The organism is Pseudomonadota bacterium, from assembly GCA_022361155.1.
Lineage (GTDB): Bacteria > Myxococcota_A > Polyangia > Polyangiales > JAKSBK01 > JAKSBK01.
The window spans coordinates 1-15129 of record JAKSBK010000108.1 but is presented as its reverse complement, the minus strand read 5'-3'; the positions used below and the strand labels follow the sequence as shown (position 1 = coordinate 15129).

The window sequence follows — 15129 nt, the reverse complement described above, 5'->3', positions numbered from 1 at the left end:
GACGCGCGGTATGGATCTCGATCTTGCGCAGCTTTTTGACGATCTCGCGGGGGATCACGAAGGAACCTGGTGCCCTGGAACAGTGGGTACTTGCACAACTCGGTGAGGGCCCGTTGTTCTAGGGCACTTCCACCGCCTCAAAGACACGGCGCACGATCTGGTCGCTGCTTACCTCTTCGGCTTCCGCCTCGTAGGTGCGAATGATGCGGTGACGCAGCACGTCGGGCCCCACCGCCTTGACGTCCTCGGGCGTAACGAAACCCCGGTGCCTCAAAAACGCGTGCGCGCGGGAGGTCAGGTTGAGCGCGATCGAAGCGCGAGGCGATGCCCCGTGCGCGACCATATCCCGCAAGTCCTTCAGTCCGATAGCGGCCGGATCACGTGTGGCAGTCACCACATCGATAATGTAGTCCTTGATCTTGTCGTCGGCGTACACGTGGCCGATCGTCTTGCGTGCGTGCAGAATGTCCGCGGGGCTGACCACGCGCTGTACCCGCAGGGCGCCGGTCGAGCCGTCACCGGCTGCAGCCCCGGGGACCTTGAGCTCGTGGTCCGTCATGCGCTCCATGATCTGCCGCTCCTGCTCCCGGTTCGGGTAGTCCACCCGAACGTGCATCATGAAGCGGTCCACCTGGGCTTCGGGCAGCGGATAGGTGCCTTCCTGCTCCAGAGGGTTTTGCGTGGCCATCACCATGAAGGGTCGGTCCAGGGGGAAGGTCGCGTCGCCGATCGTGACCTGTCGCTCCTGCATGGCTTCCAACAATGCGCTCTGTACCTTGGCCGGCGCGCGATTGATCTCGTCAGCGAGCACAAGGTTGGCGAAGATGGGTCCTTTCTTCGCCGTGAAATCCCCACGCTGTTGGTTGTAGATGACCGTACCGATAAGGTCGGCCGGCAGCAGATCGGGCGTGAACTGAATGCGCTGGAACTTCGCCGAGATCGTGTCGCACAGTGTCTTGACCGTGAGCGTCTTGGCCAGACCGGGGACGCCTTCGAGCAACACATGCCCACCGGTCAGCAGACCGATCAGCATCCGTTCCAGCATCTGCTCCTGACCCACGATCACCTTGCGGACTTCGTGCATGATCGCGTCCACGAAAGCGCTTTCCTTTTCGACGAGATCGTTGATGGCTCGTACGTCGCTGTACATGTGGACTCCTCGCGGCTGCCGGCTGCCCGTGGTCCGGCCAATCGCCGGCCGGTTCCGGGACACACGACCGCGCACTCGCTAACACGCCGTCTGTCGCTAGGCAACACACAGGGCGTGCCACCTATTCCCCTCTATTCCCCTCCAGGTCGAGACCGTCGGGGAGGTTGGATGCGATCGCCGGGGCTCCCTTGTGACTTGGCTTCCGACGCGGCAGTCTGCAGCGATGTCAACGACTACGCCGACGTCCGAGAAGCTCTTTCGCCGCGCCTGCCAGAGGCTCCCAGGCGGTGTCAATTCCCCGGTCCGGGCCTTCAAAGCCGTTCCAGGTGTACCCGTCTTCGCCGCAGGCGCGACGGGGGCATGGCTGCTGACTGCAGATGGGCGGCGCTGCGTCGATTACATCGGGTCGTTCGGGCCCATGATCTTGGGTCATGCTCATCCGACCGTGGTGGCTGCGGTGTGCGAGGCCGCGGGCCGTGGCATGAGCTACGGAGTTCCCACCGAAGCCGAGGTCCAGTTGGCAGAGCTGGTCTCAGACGCCGTTCCCTCTATCGAGATGCTCCGAATGACCTCGAGTGGGACCGAGGCCGTCATGGGTGCGGTGCGCGCCGCCCGTGGCTACACAGAGCGTGATTTCGTCGTGAAGTGTGCGGGTTGTTACCATGGCGGGGCCGACTATCTGCTCGTGAAAGCTGGCAGTGGGGCGGCCACGCTGGGCGTCCCGGACAGCGCGGGCGTCCCTGCCGCGGTTGCCGGCACCACCGTGCTCCTGCCCTACAACGACGCCGAGGCCGCTGCCGAGCTCTTTTCCGTCATGGGGAGCCGAATTGCAGCCGTGGTCGTGGAACCTGTGGCCGGAAACATGGGCTGCGTACCCCCGGACCCGGGGTTCCTACGGTCGCTGCGGGAACTGACAAGCCAGAGCGGCAGCGTGCTCATTTTCGACGAGGTGATGACCGGCTTTCGGCTGGCGCTGGGCGGGGCTCAGCAGCTGCTAGGCGTGCGTCCGGACCTGACCACCCTCGGCAAGGTCGTCGGGGGCGGGCTGCCGGTTGGCATCTACGGGGGTCGCCGCGACATCATGGAAACGGTGGCTCCGCTCGGCCCGGTTTATCAGGCCGGCACCCTGAGCGGCAACCCGCTGGCCGTGGCAGCGGGCATCGCCACGCTCACGCTGCTGCGACAGCCTGGCGTGTACGATCGCCTGGATCGCGCGGGCGCCCGGCTAGAGGCGGTCCTTTCGGAAGCGGCGCAGGAAGGCGGCGCGCCCGTGCGGATTCAGCGATCGGGCTCCATGTTGACTCCGTTCTTCTGCGACCGGGCTGTGCGCTGCTGGGAAGACGCGGCGGCCTGCGACACCAAAGCTTTTGGCCGCTGGCACCGGACCATGCTCGATCAGGGGGTCTATTGGCCGCCATCCCAGTACGAGGCGGGTTTCTGCTCGCTCGCCCATGGCGACGATGAGTTCGAAGTCACCCGCGAGGCGGCGCGTAGAGCTTTTGCGATGCTGTAGGCGGGCTTGCGTCCTTGACCCGACCTAGGGACGGTGGTAAAAACCTGCCGCGTTTGACCGGGCGTTCCGTCACGGTCTTGCAGGCCCTGGAGGCGCGCGGACGAGGCGGCGCTCATGTCGTGGCCGGGCCCGGAGAGTCGCAGGCAGCTGCGCGCGGTCGGGCGAGTCGCAGCGGTCGGTGTCGAAGTCACAGCGCTCACCTGCGCAGGTGCGGCGGGAGGCTACTGGGCGGATGGCGCCTTCGAAACCTCACCTTACCTGACATTGGGCGGGGTTTTTCTTGGCTCACTTTTTGGACTCAAGCGTCTCCTGTCCCTCAAGAATGTCCTTAACCCCGACCATGTCCTTAATCGGGATGACCCGCCCGACGTTGGTGCATAGAACCATGAGAGCTTCGCTCAACTACTCGTCTTCGCTTCACATTCTGTTTGCCGGTCTCGCTGCCTGCACGATCGTGCTCTTCGCGATGGGCCGCCAGTTCGTCCCGAGCTGCGCAGTCGGCGTGGCTATAGCCGTCGCCAACTGGCTGCTGCTCTGCTTTGTCGTCCGGCGCCTCACCCGCACCAGAAGGCCACGCTACTTCGTGCTGCTCTTCCTCAAGCTCGCCGCGCTTCTGGCGGCAGTTGCGGTGCTGGTGGCGGGTGGGTTCGTGGAGGGCGGCCCGTTCTTGATGGGCCTGGCTGCACTTGTTTGCGGTCCGTTCGCGAGCCTGTCACTTTCGGGCAGGGTTAGCCGTAGCCGGCCAGTTCGCGGCGGGCAGCGGCCTGACCTCACACACCGCCTAGGACGAGATCCATGTTCGCCCAGTCCAGGCGGGCCCTAAGCCGAACGGAGCAGGCGGAAAGCTGGCGCTTCCTGCGGACTGGGTCTATCTAGAGCGCCGAAACCGACCGGTGCTCCAAGGGCAGCCGCACGCCGTCCGGAATCTACCATGCCGCACGGACAATCCTGGTTCAGCTTCCTTCCCTTTGACCGCGAGCTCGAGGCCTTGGTGCGGCTGATGCCGTTCAGCGCTGACGGCAAGACCTGGCTGATGGGCGAGCCGGTCAGCGTGGCCCACGTGTACGGCGCAGTGCTTATCGTCCTGCTGTTGGCCGTCCTAGCCCTCGCGACTTCCCGCAGTCTGAAAGCCGCGGGACCCGACAGGCTGGTGCCCGAGGATCGGCTCACGTTGCGAACCTTCGCAGAGCTCTTCGTCGGAACCATCTATCGGTTCATGGCCGACTCCATGGGCCCACGGGCCGCTCGTCATTTCTTGCCGCTGATTGGAACCTGCGCGTTCTTCATCTTTTTCTCGAATAGTCTGGGTTTGATTCCCGGCTTCCTACCACCGACCAACAAGCTCGACACCACGTTGGCCTGCGCGCTGGTGATCTTCTGTGTGACTCACGTCTACGGGGTGAAACACCACGGTCTGAGCTACTTCAAACATTTCCTCGGTCCCATCGTGAAGTGGCGTGCAGCGCCCCTCATAGTGCTTATGCTGTTTTTGGAGACCGTCAGCCATCTCGTTCGACCGCTGTCGCTGTCCGTGCGGCTGGCGGCAAACATGGACGCTGATCATCGGGTACTGGACCAGTTCGGCGAGCTGGCCCCCTTCCTCATCCCGATCCCCATGCTCCTGTTGGGTGCCCTCGTAGTAACCGTACAAACATTGGTTTTCTGCTTGTTGTCAACCGTGTATATCGCCATGGCCATCGAACAGGGGGACCACTGAGTGGCCACGGTTTCTCGTCCCCCGCCCCTAGAGCGCCGACCGGTTTGAATCCTATGCGATCCCGCACCTTTCGTCCCAGACCCGGCTTGCCTGCTCGCTCCTCACTGTGGCGTAGCCCTGCTACGCCTCGTTCCGGGGCTGAAGGGCCTTCGGGTCTGGAACGAAATGCTTGGATTGCATCACGTATTCAAACCGAACGGGGCTCAGGCGGCGACCCTGTGATATGGTTCAAGGAGGATCTCCGATGAGAACACTATGGCTTCGTTTTGTTGGTTTCGCGATTCCGTTGTTGACCACAGCGACGGCTTTTGCGGACCAGGGTGCGAATGAGAACGACATCAGGGCGTTTGCTTACCTTGGCGCCGGTCTCTCGATCGGAATCGCGGCTGCAGGTGGCGGGATCGGTCAGGGACGCGCTGCAGCTTCCGCACTGGAAGGGATCGCACGCAATCCCAATGCCTCCGACAAGATCTTCACGCCGCTCATTCTCGGCTTGGCTTTGATCGAGTCGTTGGTCATTTACGCTTTGGTGATCGCCATCATGCTGCTACTGAAGTGATGACCCCGTCGCCGGTGACGGCGCAGGGGCGACCCGTGTGGTAGCCGACTCTTTGCGGTAACGGCGTGTGCCCTTGCACCGAATGGCGCGCTCGAGGCGCACCTGGCTCGGGGCACTGCGCGGCGTCATACTTTGTGCGATGCACGAGAATCCGAAGTCAGAGCCCAGGAGCGAGCAGCCCGCGGGCCGAGCGGCGGAGACATTGGGCGAGCGGGCCGGCCTCCCGCCGTTTCTCAAGGTCATCACGGTGCTGGTCATGCTTGGGGCCGCGCTGGCGTTCTTGCTGTTTGGCAGTCAGGCCTCGGATGCGTTCGTGTACTCCAAGCTCGTCCATGAGGTCGCGGCCGCCCCGGATAGCTTTCGTGGGCGCGAGCTGCGGATCGAGGGGGATCTGACCAAGGGTTCGCTTCGGTTCCGGGAGCGTCCCTGCGAGTGGCGGTTCGTGATCGAGAAACAGGGCCAGCGGATTCCCGTGCGTTTTCCCCAGTGCATCGTTCCGGATACCTTTCAGGACGGTGTGGGACTGAGCGTGACAGTCCAGGGGCGCTTGCAAGAGGACAACAGCTTCCTGGCCAACCAGGTCGTGCCCAAGTGCCCGTCCAAGTACGAAATGAAGCAGCGCTTCGAGCAGGGCGAGCAGATGCCGCACCCACCTGTGGGGGACGACCTCTCCGCCCTCCGCGGCCCGACCTCGCCGTACTGACGCGAAACAGCTCGGCACGGAATCCTCAATTCGTAACCGGCGTTGCTTTTTTTACCCGGATGATATTGCGCTCGGATTGTGGCCGGGTAATAATCGGGCGATGTCCAATCAAGCTCAGGAAAGGGTGTTCGTGGGGTTCGTGGGGCACGAGCTGCTGGCGCGGGGAGGCCTTGCAGATGTGGTAAGGGCCGCCAAACGCAGCCACGACGAGGACGCCGGCGCCAGAATCTGCGTTTATGAAGAGGAAGGCGCGAGCTTGCTCGAGCTCGACCTACGGGGCTCCATCAAGGATGTCCTGGACCGGCTGGCTGTCGAGAAGCGAGCCGAAGGAGCTGCGGTCGAGGAGCTGTCTGGCCCCGGCAAGCGTGGGCCCGGGAGACCCCGCTTGGGTGTGATATCGGGCGAGGTGTCGTTGCTGCCAAAGCACTGGAAATGGCTGCGCGAGCAGCGTAGCAGCGCGTCGGCCACGCTGCGCAGGCTGGTCGACGCCGACATGAAAGCGCGTGCGAGTGAGCGAGCTCGAGAGCGTGCGATCGACGCTGCGCACCGGATGATGTGGGATCTGGCCGGGGATCTGCCGGGGTTCGAGGAGGCGGGTCGAGCGCTGTTCGCCCAGGACTTCAGCGCCTTTCGCAGGCTTATCGAAGGCTGGCCGGAGGCGATCCAGGGCCAAATGCACAGGTTCATCGATCGCGTGCAGGTCAGTGAACCGCCACCGGCAAGCGTCAACCCGCGTCGGGCCGGCACCGTCAGGCCCTAAACCTAACCCAGGTCGGGGCCGGCTCCGGCTCCACTCGGCCCCAACCCGGGTCGGGTCGGCACCAACCCGACGTTGGGCCGGATTCGAAGCCCGGGTGTCGCCAACCCGGGTCGAGTCGGCTATGGCAACTGCCATGGTAATATTCTTGTTATGGCGTCGCACGCAGGAACAGGGCTGGGATCCTGAGCGTGTTGCCGCGAATCTGCGGAGCACCTTCGCGCCGCTATTCAAGATGCTTCCGAAGGCGACCATTCGACAAACCCCCGTGGCGAGCCTTGTCATTCTCGAGCTGCCCGTGCAGGGGTGGAAACCACCGTTCTTTGAAGAGGATACCGAGCGCTGGGCACTCGCTCCGAACTACCCGGTTAACGCCCGCGCAATTCTGGCGGCAAACGGGACGCACTGTCAGGACGACGGCCTTCTGCTGACCCTGGGACGCCAGCTGCGGGAAGACCCTGCTCCGTTGTTGCGTGACATTTCGCCGCCGTTCTCGCTGATCTGGGCGTCGAAGCGGACCGGCGAAGTGTTCGCACAGAATGACGGGCTGGGGCGGTCGCAGCTCTTTGAGTATCAAAGTCGCCAAAAATGGGCTCTCACCAATCGAATAGTTTCCTTTCGGGCACTTGGTGTCCCTCTTGAACCGGTGCCAGAAGATTGGGCCGTTCGTTGGACGTTGGGCTGGTTCCCGATGAACTTGACCGGCTATAGAGCGATCAGATTTCTCGACCCAGCTACCGAGCTGCGAATCAGCTCACAACGCGTGAGTAGAACGCAGCATGATGTCTTATCCAAATGGATTGGCTCCGGGCATCTTCCGCGGGAAGATTGCCTGGAAATGGCCCGCTGTTCGCTGCTCAAGCAGCTCAAGGCCGCGCAGCCACAGATGTCGGAAGATCCAGAAGTCGGTCTGTCGGGTGGTCGAGATACACGTGCCGTGGCATCGTCACTTCGCGCGTTGGGTATGGAGTTCCGGGCTCGCGTTACCAACCGGACGGGAAACCCCGATCTGATGGTCGCGAAGGACTTGGCGAGAATCGCCAATCTTCCCCTGGAGGTTCGAGGCAATCCCAGACCACCTCCGGCCCATATTGATCAATGTCGCAGGGCTATTCACCTCGCGTTACTCTGGCAGGGTGGATATCGGCCCGCGCACAAACACAAGACGTTTCTTGCCAACGCGAACAGCTTGGATGGCGGTGGGGTCTCGATCGAGGGACACCACGGTGAGATTGGGCGAGCCTTTTACTTGAAGAAGATTGGCTTCACAGAGTCGAGAGCGGCCGGGCAGGATGAACGATTCGTCGAAAGGCTGACGAAGAAGATTCCGCCCTTCACTCGAAGGCTCGTAAAGAACCGCGTTCGCGAGATTATTGAGGAGGCTTGCAGGCAAGCGGATTCGTTCGGTCTGACGGGCACTGCCCGATTGGAGTTCTTCTACCTCTACGAGAGGACACGACGAGAGCGTCAAGGTGCAATCAGCTCGCAACCTGGTATTATCCTAGTCCCTTTTCTGAATCCGGAATTCATCCGGGCCGTCTTCGCTTGTCCGGAAGATCAAGAAAAGCTCAACGATCCATTTCATAAGCACATCGTCGGGGTGAACGCACCAGATTGGTCCGACGTCCCATACGACACGGATGTACAGAAGGGGAATGCTGCGTTTGCGTATGATGTCAACGAGATGACGGATTCGGGGAGCGGCGTTTCTCCAACTTGGATGACGCCGGCTAACCGGCGTGAATACGACAACCAGCGCTACTGGAACGATGTGGCAAAGCCGCTGATCGACGGATGTCTCGAACGGGGCGACTTGTGGTCGGAGATATTCGACCCGGATCTGGTGAAGGAGCGCTGGGCGGAAAAGCCGGACGAATTGGTGATTATGCATCTACTTCCGGACGTGTTACAGGGGCATCGGTCGCAATAACTCGTGGGTTTCGGCGAGGACTGGGCAGCCCGGCCCCAACCCGGGTCGGGTCGGCCATGGCTTGCTACCTTGGACGGCAGCGCGTAGATCGCGGGTCGTGTCCAACGGCTACGAGGTGCTCTTGGACGGGCAGGCCATCGCTCGCATCGTCCGACGTATGGCGTACGAGATCATTGAACGCACGCGTACGATCGAGCGTCTGGGTCTGGTGGGCGTCAGGCGGGGTGGTGTTCCGATCGCGCGGCGCATTGCAGCCGAGCTGCTCCGAGCCGAGGATCGAGCAGTGCCGGTGGGCACGGTGGACATCGCTCTGTATCGCGACGACGCGGCCACCGCGCTTCCGGATCCCAAGATCGGCCCCAGCGACGTCTCCTTCGATGTCGACGGTTGGGATATCGTCGTCGTGGACGACGTGCTGCACACGGGGCGTACGGCGCGGGCGGCCATCGAGTGTCTGCTCGACTATGGCCGGCCCCGGCGAGTATGGCTTGGCGTGCTCTGCGACCGCGGAGGCCGCGAGCTGCCGATAGCGCCCGATTTCGTGGGGCGGAGCGTCGACGTACCCGAGGGACGCATGCTCAACGTCGTCCTCGATTCGGCCACGCCGGATCGCGCAGTGGTCGAGTGGCAAGGTGGGTCGCCGGGAGCTTCGGGTGACTGAGCGTCGCTTTCGTCACAAGCATCTGCTGGGCATGGATAGTTTGTCCGCCGCCGATGTGCGATTGGTGCTGGATACCGCGAGCGCCTTTTTCGAGGTCTCGCGGCGTCCGGTGCGCAAGGTACCGACGCTGCGCGGCAAGACCGTGATCAACCTGTTTTTCGAGGCGTCTACGCGGACACGCACGTCGTTCGAGTTGGCTGCCAAGCGACTCTCGGCCGACGTAGTCAACGTCGCTGCTTCCGGGTCGAGCGTTACCAAGGGCGAGACCCTGCTCGATACCTGCAGGACCCTGCAGGCCATGCATCCCGATTTCCTGGTGCTGCGCCACGGCTCTTCGGGCGCTCCCCATTACGTCGCACGTCATTTGCGCTGCAGCGTGGTCAACGCAGGCGACGGATCCCACGAGCATCCCACCCAGGCGTTGCTGGACGCCTTCACGATTCAACGCACGCTCGGGACTCTGAACGCGCTGACGGTCTGCATATGCGGCGACGTCGAGCATTCACGAGTAGCCCGATCCAACGCCAAGCTGCTGCAGCTGTTCGGCTGCGAGGTCCGAATAGTCGGCCCGGAAACGCTCTTGCCCCGAGACTCGGCCGCCCTCGGGGTCAAGCCCTACAGCGATCTCGACCAAGCCCTCGAGGGTGCCCACGTCGTCATGCTGCTGCGGCTGCAGCGCGAGCGATTGCGTGGCAGTCTGCTTCCGACCCTGCGCGAGTACAGTCGCAAGTTCGGCGTAAGCCAGGACAGGCTGAAGCGTGCACGCCAAGACGCGATCGTGATGCATCCAGGTCCCATGAATCGAGGGGTGGAGATCCACCCGGCCTTGGCGGACAGCGCGTTCAGCGCGGTGCTTGATCAGGTCGAGGCGGGGGTGGCCGTACGCATGGCGTTGCTGTACTTGCTGGCGCAGGAGAGCGAGCCCGATCAGGATGCCGCCGAGCCGTCTCTGCCGTCGAGCAAGGTTGGCTAGCCTCACGATGTCGATGCGGGTTGCAACAGGCTTGGAGCGAATCGCGGCCGGGGATTCGGAGGCCCTGGCTCTGGTGCGCGGCAAGCGGCTTGGTCTGTTGGCCCATGCCGCCAGCGTGGATCGCACGCTGCGGCACGCCCGCGATATCCTGCTTGATGCCGGCTGCACCCTGGCCGCGCTCTTCGGTCCCGAGCACGGCTTTGGCGGCGGTGCTCAAGACATGGTCGCCGTCAGCGACGCGCGTGATCTGCGAACCGGCCTGCCCATCTTCTCGCTGTACGCCGCCAGCGCCGATGCGCTGCAACCGGACGCGGCCTGGCTTGGCGGGCTGGACGCGGTTGTGGTCGACCTGCAGGACGTGGGCAGCCGCTACTACACCTATGCGTGGACTGCCGCCCTGATGCTGCGCACCGCTGCGCGCGCGGGCGTCCACACGATCGTGCTCGACCGGCCCAATCCGCTGGGAGGCGAGATCGTGGAAGGCGCGCCGCAGCGCCCCGGCTACCGTTCTTTCGTGGGGCTGTTCGACGTGGCCGTGCGTCACGGGCTGACGCTCGGCGAGTTGTGCAATTGGGCGCGGCGCGTCGATGGCATCGACGAAGCTGCCTTGACGGTGTTGCGCATGAAGGGCTGGCAGCGCGACATGCGCTTCGAGCAGACAGGCCTGCCGTGGGTGCTGCCGTCACCCAACATGCCAACTCCGGACACCGCCCGTGTATACCCCGGCGGCTGTCTGATCGAGGGCACCAATCTGTCGGAGGGGCGCGGCACCACGCGCCCGTTCGAAATCTGGGGTGCTCCCTTCCTCGATGGCGCTGCTCTTGCCGGGTCCGTACGCGTTGCGGGCGCTCGCCTGCGTCCCGTTTCCTTCGAGCCGGCCTTCCACAAACATGCTGGCCAGGTATGTGGAGGCGTCCAGGTGCACGTGACCGAGCCGGATGCCCTGCGCGCCTACGAGCTGTACCTGCTTCTGTTGGCAGCCGCGCGCATGCAGGCACCGGACGCTTTCGCGTGGCGGCGCGAACCCTACGAATTCGAAACCGAGCGCCCTGCGATCGATCTGCTGACCGGCGGACCCGAATACCGGCAGGCGCTCGATTCCGGGTCGGGTCTCGAGGAGGTGATCGCGCGGGAACACGAAGGCGCACTGCGTTTCGACCAGCAGAGGCAGCCATCGCTGCTCTACTGAGCGCCCAATGCACACTGGCGATGTGGGCGGCTCGACAATCCTACCTTGGTAGGATAGCGTGATTCGCATGGCAGCGACGAAAGTGAGCGTGACGCTGGACGAGACGGACGTGAAGTGGGCACGCGCACTAGCCAGACGACGCAAGACCAGCCTATCGGCGATCCTCGGACAGGGGCTCGCTCAACTGCGAGCCTTTTCCGCACAAGAGCGCTACCTGGGTGATTTCAAGGGCAGGCTCGATGAGCAGGAAATCGCGAGAGTGGAGAAGGAGCTGGCCGAGTGAGGGGAGTGACGTTCGATACCGGTGCGCTGATCGGCCTGGAGCGGAGAACAGGCAGGATGGTTCACGTGCTCGCGGCGATAAACCGCCACAGGTTGCCGGTCACGATTCCCTCCGTGGTGGTGGCCGAGTGGTATCGACAACAGCATGACGCCGAGAAGATTCTCGGCTTGGCAGTGCGAATCGAGCCGCTCTCGGGTGCGCTGTCTCGCGTGGCGGGCAAGGCGCTGCGCATGGTGGGAGGACGAAACACGATCGACGCCATCGTGATGTCCTCGGCGGCGCAACGCGGGGACGCGGTCTACACGAGCGATGTCGATGACCTGAGCTCGTTCGCGCAGGCGTTTCCAGACGTGAGGGTGTCTTGGGTCTGAGTGCGTCGGAGCTCACGGACTGCGCGGTTCGTATAGACTGCGCGGTTCGTATAGATTGCGCGGTGCGTGACTATAAATAGGCGGCGGTCATGACAAGGAGCCAGGCGCATGGACCTGCGCTACACTTTTGAGGCGCTTTGGTGCACGGCGATCCCATCCGGTGTTGTGGACGCGCGTTGCGGTCGATCTGCTGCGCGCTCGCAGCCGCGTTGGCGGCCGGCGGATGTGGCTTGCGCACGAGCAACGACTTCCTGGGCGCGCCCGGGGCGGCGATGGGGGGTTCCTTCGCAGGTACGGGTGGGCCCTCCGCGGCCGGTGTGGGCGGGCAGGCGAGCCCGCAGGGCACCGGAGGGCTCGGGGGTCCGGCTGGCTTTCCCGGGCAGCCTCCTCAAGGGCTCGGCGGGCTGTGCAGTGCTTGCGAGAACAACTCGCAGTGCGGGGCCGCCGCCGACTTGTGCCTGACCGTGCGCTCGACCGGGGAGCGCTTCTGCGCGCGCGACTGCGCGGCGTCGGCCTGCCCCGATGGCTACGCCTGCATCACCACGTCCTCCGGCATGCGCCAATGCGTTCCGCTGTCCGGCACCTGCGTGGATCCTGGGCCTGCCGGCATGGGCGGGATAGGCGGCGCTGCGGGCGCTTCCGGTACCTTGGCTCCGCCTCCGCCCGTGACCGGGGGCGTGCCGGGAACGCCCCACTGTCAGCCCGTTTCCGTCTGGCACGGCATGATGGCGCAGTTCGAAGATCGCGTGCTCGATCTGGTCAATCAACGCCGCTCGATGCCGGCGATCTGCGGTTCGGTGGAGCTCGCACCGGCGCCGCCGCTAACCCCCAACGCGGCGCTGCGCTGCTCGGCCCGCCTGCACTCCAAGGACATGGCGGAGCGGAATTTCTTCGAGCACACCAACCCCGACGGCAAGAGCGCATCCCGCCGCATGACCGACGCCGGCTACCGCTGGCGCGCCTCCGGCGAGAACATCGCTTTTGGGCAGAGCAGCCCGGAGGAGGTGCTGCAGACCTGGATGGAAAGCCCGGGCCACTGCATGAACATCATGCGGGCAAGCTTCCGGGAGCTTGGCGTGGGTGCCTTTCTCGCGCAGGCCATGACCCAATGGGGTCCCCGGGACCGCATCTACTGGACCCAGAATTTCGGGTCGCGCTAGCGGGGAGCCGTCTGCGGGGGCGCCGACTGGCAAAGGACCTGGGGCCGGGTTAGTAACAGCTGGGTGAAGATCGAGGCTGCAGTGTGGGCCTGGGCTGGTGTGCTGGTAGGAATTGCCGCCTGTGGGGGGGGGGATCCTTCGCCAGGCGGACCTGGAGCCGGACCGCTTCCGGCCACCCCGGGGGGCGCGGTTCCGATACCGGTTCCAGGGCGCTCCTGCACCGAGTTTCCTCCGCCTGCCGCGCTACGAACCAGCTGCATGCGCAGCGGTAGCGGGCTTGCCGGCGACTGGGCGCGCTGCATCGGGGGCATCACGGACGACTACGGTACCAGTGTGGCCGTCGGACCGGATGGAAGCGTCTACCTGGGCGCGGGGGTGGGCAAGCTGTCCGACTCGGATCGCATGGTGGCGCTCCACTGCTGGGGGCTCACGCTCGAGCAGGCGGGCGCGTTGAGCGCGGGCGGCATGCTTTTCAATACCAACGCGGACGAGGATCCGCTCCTGGTCAAGTACGGGCCCGACGGCACGGTGCAGTGGGTCCGTTCGGCCATGGGCACGGGCGGGGAGGGTGAGGTGCGTTCCGTCGCGGTCAACCCGATCGATGGCAGCGTGGTCATCGTCGGGATGTTCGTAGGTCAGGCCAACTTCGGCCCCCCGGCGCAGCTCATGTCGCACTACCTCGATCTCTTTGTCGCCAAGTACCGGGACACCGGTGCTCTAGATTGGGTCCGGACAGCCACGGTCGAGCCCGACGCCGGGCTCGAGGCGAGCGCCAGGGGGTTCGGTGTGGCCATCGACAAGGGTACCGGCAACATCGTGGTCACGGGGGATTTTCAGGGCAGGCTGAGTATCGCCGCCCCACCCGGCGCGTTGAGCGTTACCGCGCAAGGCACCCGGGATCTTTTCGTGGCGGGATTCTCCGCGGACGGCCGGATCCTGTGGCTGGATGAAGCCGGTGGGCCCATGGACCATTCGGGTGGTCGCGACGCTACCGTGGAGCCCGATGGCAGCTACATAGTGCTCGGGGAGCTGGCTGGAGGCGCCGCCGAGCACTTCACCGATGGTTTCGGTGGGGACATCGTCGTGCCCGACTACGGCGGCCCCGGTCGCAACACCGACGTGGTGCTCGCGCACTACGGGTTCGACGGGCGCGTGCTGTGGGCGACTCACGCAGGCTATCCAGGCGAGCAAACACGCGCAGGCGGCGTGTCCCACGACTCCATCGGCAACGTGTACGTGGCTGGCTGGTTCCGCGCCTGCGCCTTCTTTCCTCGCCTTGCGGTTCTGCCCGGTGCTCTGCCACCACCTCCCCCCTTCGATCCGAGCTCCCCTGTTCCGCCGCCGTGCATCGAGACGCTGACGGATGCCGCGATCCAATCCGCTTCCAACACGGCCTACGATCAGTTCCTGGCCAAGTACGACGCGGCGGGCAACCTGCTATGGGTCAAGGCCATCGGGCTCGCCGGCGACGATCGCGCTTACAGTGTCGAGGTGTTCGACGATCCAGCGAGAAACCTAGCTGTCGGAGGGCCCTTCCTGTACCTGGGCGGAAGCCTGGGGTCACCACTGCCCCGCACCCAAGCTCACGAGGATTCGATCGCGCAATACGATCTCAACGGCGTGCTGCGTTGGACGAGGACCGCATCGAGCGACGAGGACAGCAACCTCGAGGATCTCGCCGTGGACCCCAACGACGGGTCTGCGGTGGCGTCCGGCGACTTCAGCGGCACGATGCTCTTTCCAAACGGCGTTACCTTGCAGTCGGCAAGCCCCGAGATCTACACGTACGACATCCTGCTGTGGAAGGTCCCCGCGCTGCCGCCGTGACGGCCAAGGGCCCTCACTCGATTCCGGCAAGCCACCGCCTCCGGCGGTGAGACTCGACAAGGTTCGAAGGTGGCACCCGATCAATCGACCGATACCCGGGCTGCGTCCATCGTCCATCCACAGTGTTTCGAGGTCATAGTAGCGGCGCGCGTCTTCTTGGAAGACGTGCACGATCACATCGCCGCACGAAGCCAGCGTGAGGGTCAGGAGGTGGCGGTTCGGGTGCGGCCACGCCGTGGTTAGCCTTGACCCGACGCCGCGTCGCCCTGGCCCGCGTCTGGCTGGCCGGCTTCCCCAGCGTCCCAAGGCGGTTCGGGTAAACAAGTCCAGGTCCCG

The 15129-nt window shown here is 64.4% G+C and carries 17 protein-coding genes; 16 read left to right on the top strand and 1 reads right to left on the bottom strand.

Features of this window, described 5'->3' with window-relative positions; genetic code table 11:
* Positions 1-118: 118 nt before the first annotated feature.
* Positions 119-1150: a MoxR family ATPase gene (locus MJD61_03835; protein ID MCG8554407.1), complete on the bottom strand. Its 1032-nt coding sequence runs from the start codon at positions 1148-1150 to the stop codon at positions 119-121.
* A 223-nt stretch (positions 1151-1373) separates the two neighbouring features.
* Here MJD61_03835 and hemL point away from each other — a divergent pair, with 223 nt between their 5' ends.
* From hemL to MJD61_03755, 16 genes are all read left to right on the top strand, one after another.
* Complete coding sequence (hemL, locus tag MJD61_03830; protein MCG8554406.1) at positions 1374-2663, top strand: glutamate-1-semialdehyde 2,1-aminomutase; 1290 nt, start codon at positions 1374-1376, stop codon at positions 2661-2663.
* A gap of 114 nt (positions 2664-2777) precedes the next feature.
* Positions 2778-3044: an AtpZ/AtpI family protein gene (locus MJD61_03825; GenBank protein MCG8554405.1), complete on the top strand. Its 267-nt coding sequence runs from the start codon at positions 2778-2780 to the stop codon at positions 3042-3044.
* A 4-nt stretch (positions 3045-3048) separates the two neighbouring features.
* On the top strand, positions 3049-3486 hold the full coding sequence (locus tag MJD61_03820; GenBank protein MCG8554404.1) for a hypothetical protein: 438 nt from the start codon (positions 3049-3051) through the stop codon (positions 3484-3486).
* Positions 3487-3594: 108 nt separating this feature from the next.
* Positions 3595-4380: a F0F1 ATP synthase subunit A gene (atpB, locus tag MJD61_03815; protein MCG8554403.1), complete on the top strand. Its 786-nt coding sequence runs from the start codon at positions 3595-3597 to the stop codon at positions 4378-4380.
* A 244-nt stretch (positions 4381-4624) separates the two neighbouring features.
* A complete protein-coding gene (gene atpE, locus MJD61_03810; protein ID MCG8554402.1) occupies positions 4625-4939 on the top strand; it encodes an ATP synthase F0 subunit C in 315 nt (104 codons plus the stop codon).
* A 139-nt stretch (positions 4940-5078) separates the two neighbouring features.
* Complete coding sequence (locus tag MJD61_03805) at positions 5079-5642, top strand: cytochrome c maturation protein CcmE (protein MCG8554401.1); 564 nt, start codon at positions 5079-5081, stop codon at positions 5640-5642.
* A 100-nt stretch (positions 5643-5742) separates the two neighbouring features.
* The gene (locus MJD61_03800) at positions 5743-6402 is read left to right on the top strand and encodes a DUF2239 family protein (GenBank protein ID MCG8554400.1); all 660 of its coding nucleotides are present in this window, start codon (positions 5743-5745) and stop codon (positions 6400-6402) included.
* Positions 6403-6523: 121 nt separating this feature from the next.
* On the top strand, positions 6524-8329 hold the full coding sequence (locus tag MJD61_03795; protein ID MCG8554399.1) for a hypothetical protein: 1806 nt from the start codon (positions 6524-6526) through the stop codon (positions 8327-8329).
* Positions 8330-8426: 97 nt separating this feature from the next.
* Positions 8427-8990: a bifunctional pyr operon transcriptional regulator/uracil phosphoribosyltransferase PyrR gene (gene pyrR, locus MJD61_03790; protein MCG8554398.1), complete on the top strand. Its 564-nt coding sequence runs from the start codon at positions 8427-8429 to the stop codon at positions 8988-8990.
* Between the two features lie 31 nt (positions 8991-9021).
* Positions 9022-9963 carry an aspartate carbamoyltransferase catalytic subunit gene (locus MJD61_03785; GenBank protein ID MCG8554397.1) on the top strand — a complete coding sequence of 314 codons (942 nt, stop codon included), beginning with the start codon at positions 9022-9024 and terminating at the stop codon, positions 9961-9963.
* Positions 9964-9976: 13 nt separating this feature from the next.
* Complete coding sequence (locus tag MJD61_03780) at positions 9977-11152, top strand: DUF1343 domain-containing protein (protein MCG8554396.1); 1176 nt, start codon at positions 9977-9979, stop codon at positions 11150-11152.
* 67 nt (positions 11153-11219) lie between these two features.
* On the top strand, positions 11220-11435 hold the full coding sequence (locus MJD61_03775; protein MCG8554395.1) for a hypothetical protein: 216 nt from the start codon (positions 11220-11222) through the stop codon (positions 11433-11435).
* Entirely contained in the window at positions 11432-11806 is a 375-nt protein-coding gene (locus MJD61_03770; protein MCG8554394.1) for a hypothetical protein, read from the top strand. Before MJD61_03775 ends, MJD61_03770 begins: the two co-directional genes overlap by 4 nt.
* Before the next feature lie 176 nt (positions 11807-11982).
* Positions 11983-12966, top strand: a complete 984-nt coding sequence (locus tag MJD61_03765) for a CAP domain-containing protein (protein ID MCG8554393.1) — start codon at positions 11983-11985, stop codon at positions 12964-12966.
* Between the two features lie 258 nt (positions 12967-13224).
* Positions 13225-14793, top strand: a complete 1569-nt coding sequence (locus MJD61_03760; GenBank protein MCG8554392.1) for a hypothetical protein — start codon at positions 13225-13227, stop codon at positions 14791-14793.
* A 69-nt stretch (positions 14794-14862) separates the two neighbouring features.
* The gene (locus MJD61_03755; protein MCG8554391.1) at positions 14863-15036 is read left to right on the top strand and encodes a hypothetical protein; all 174 of its coding nucleotides are present in this window, start codon (positions 14863-14865) and stop codon (positions 15034-15036) included.
* Positions 15037-15129: the final 93 nt, after the last annotated feature.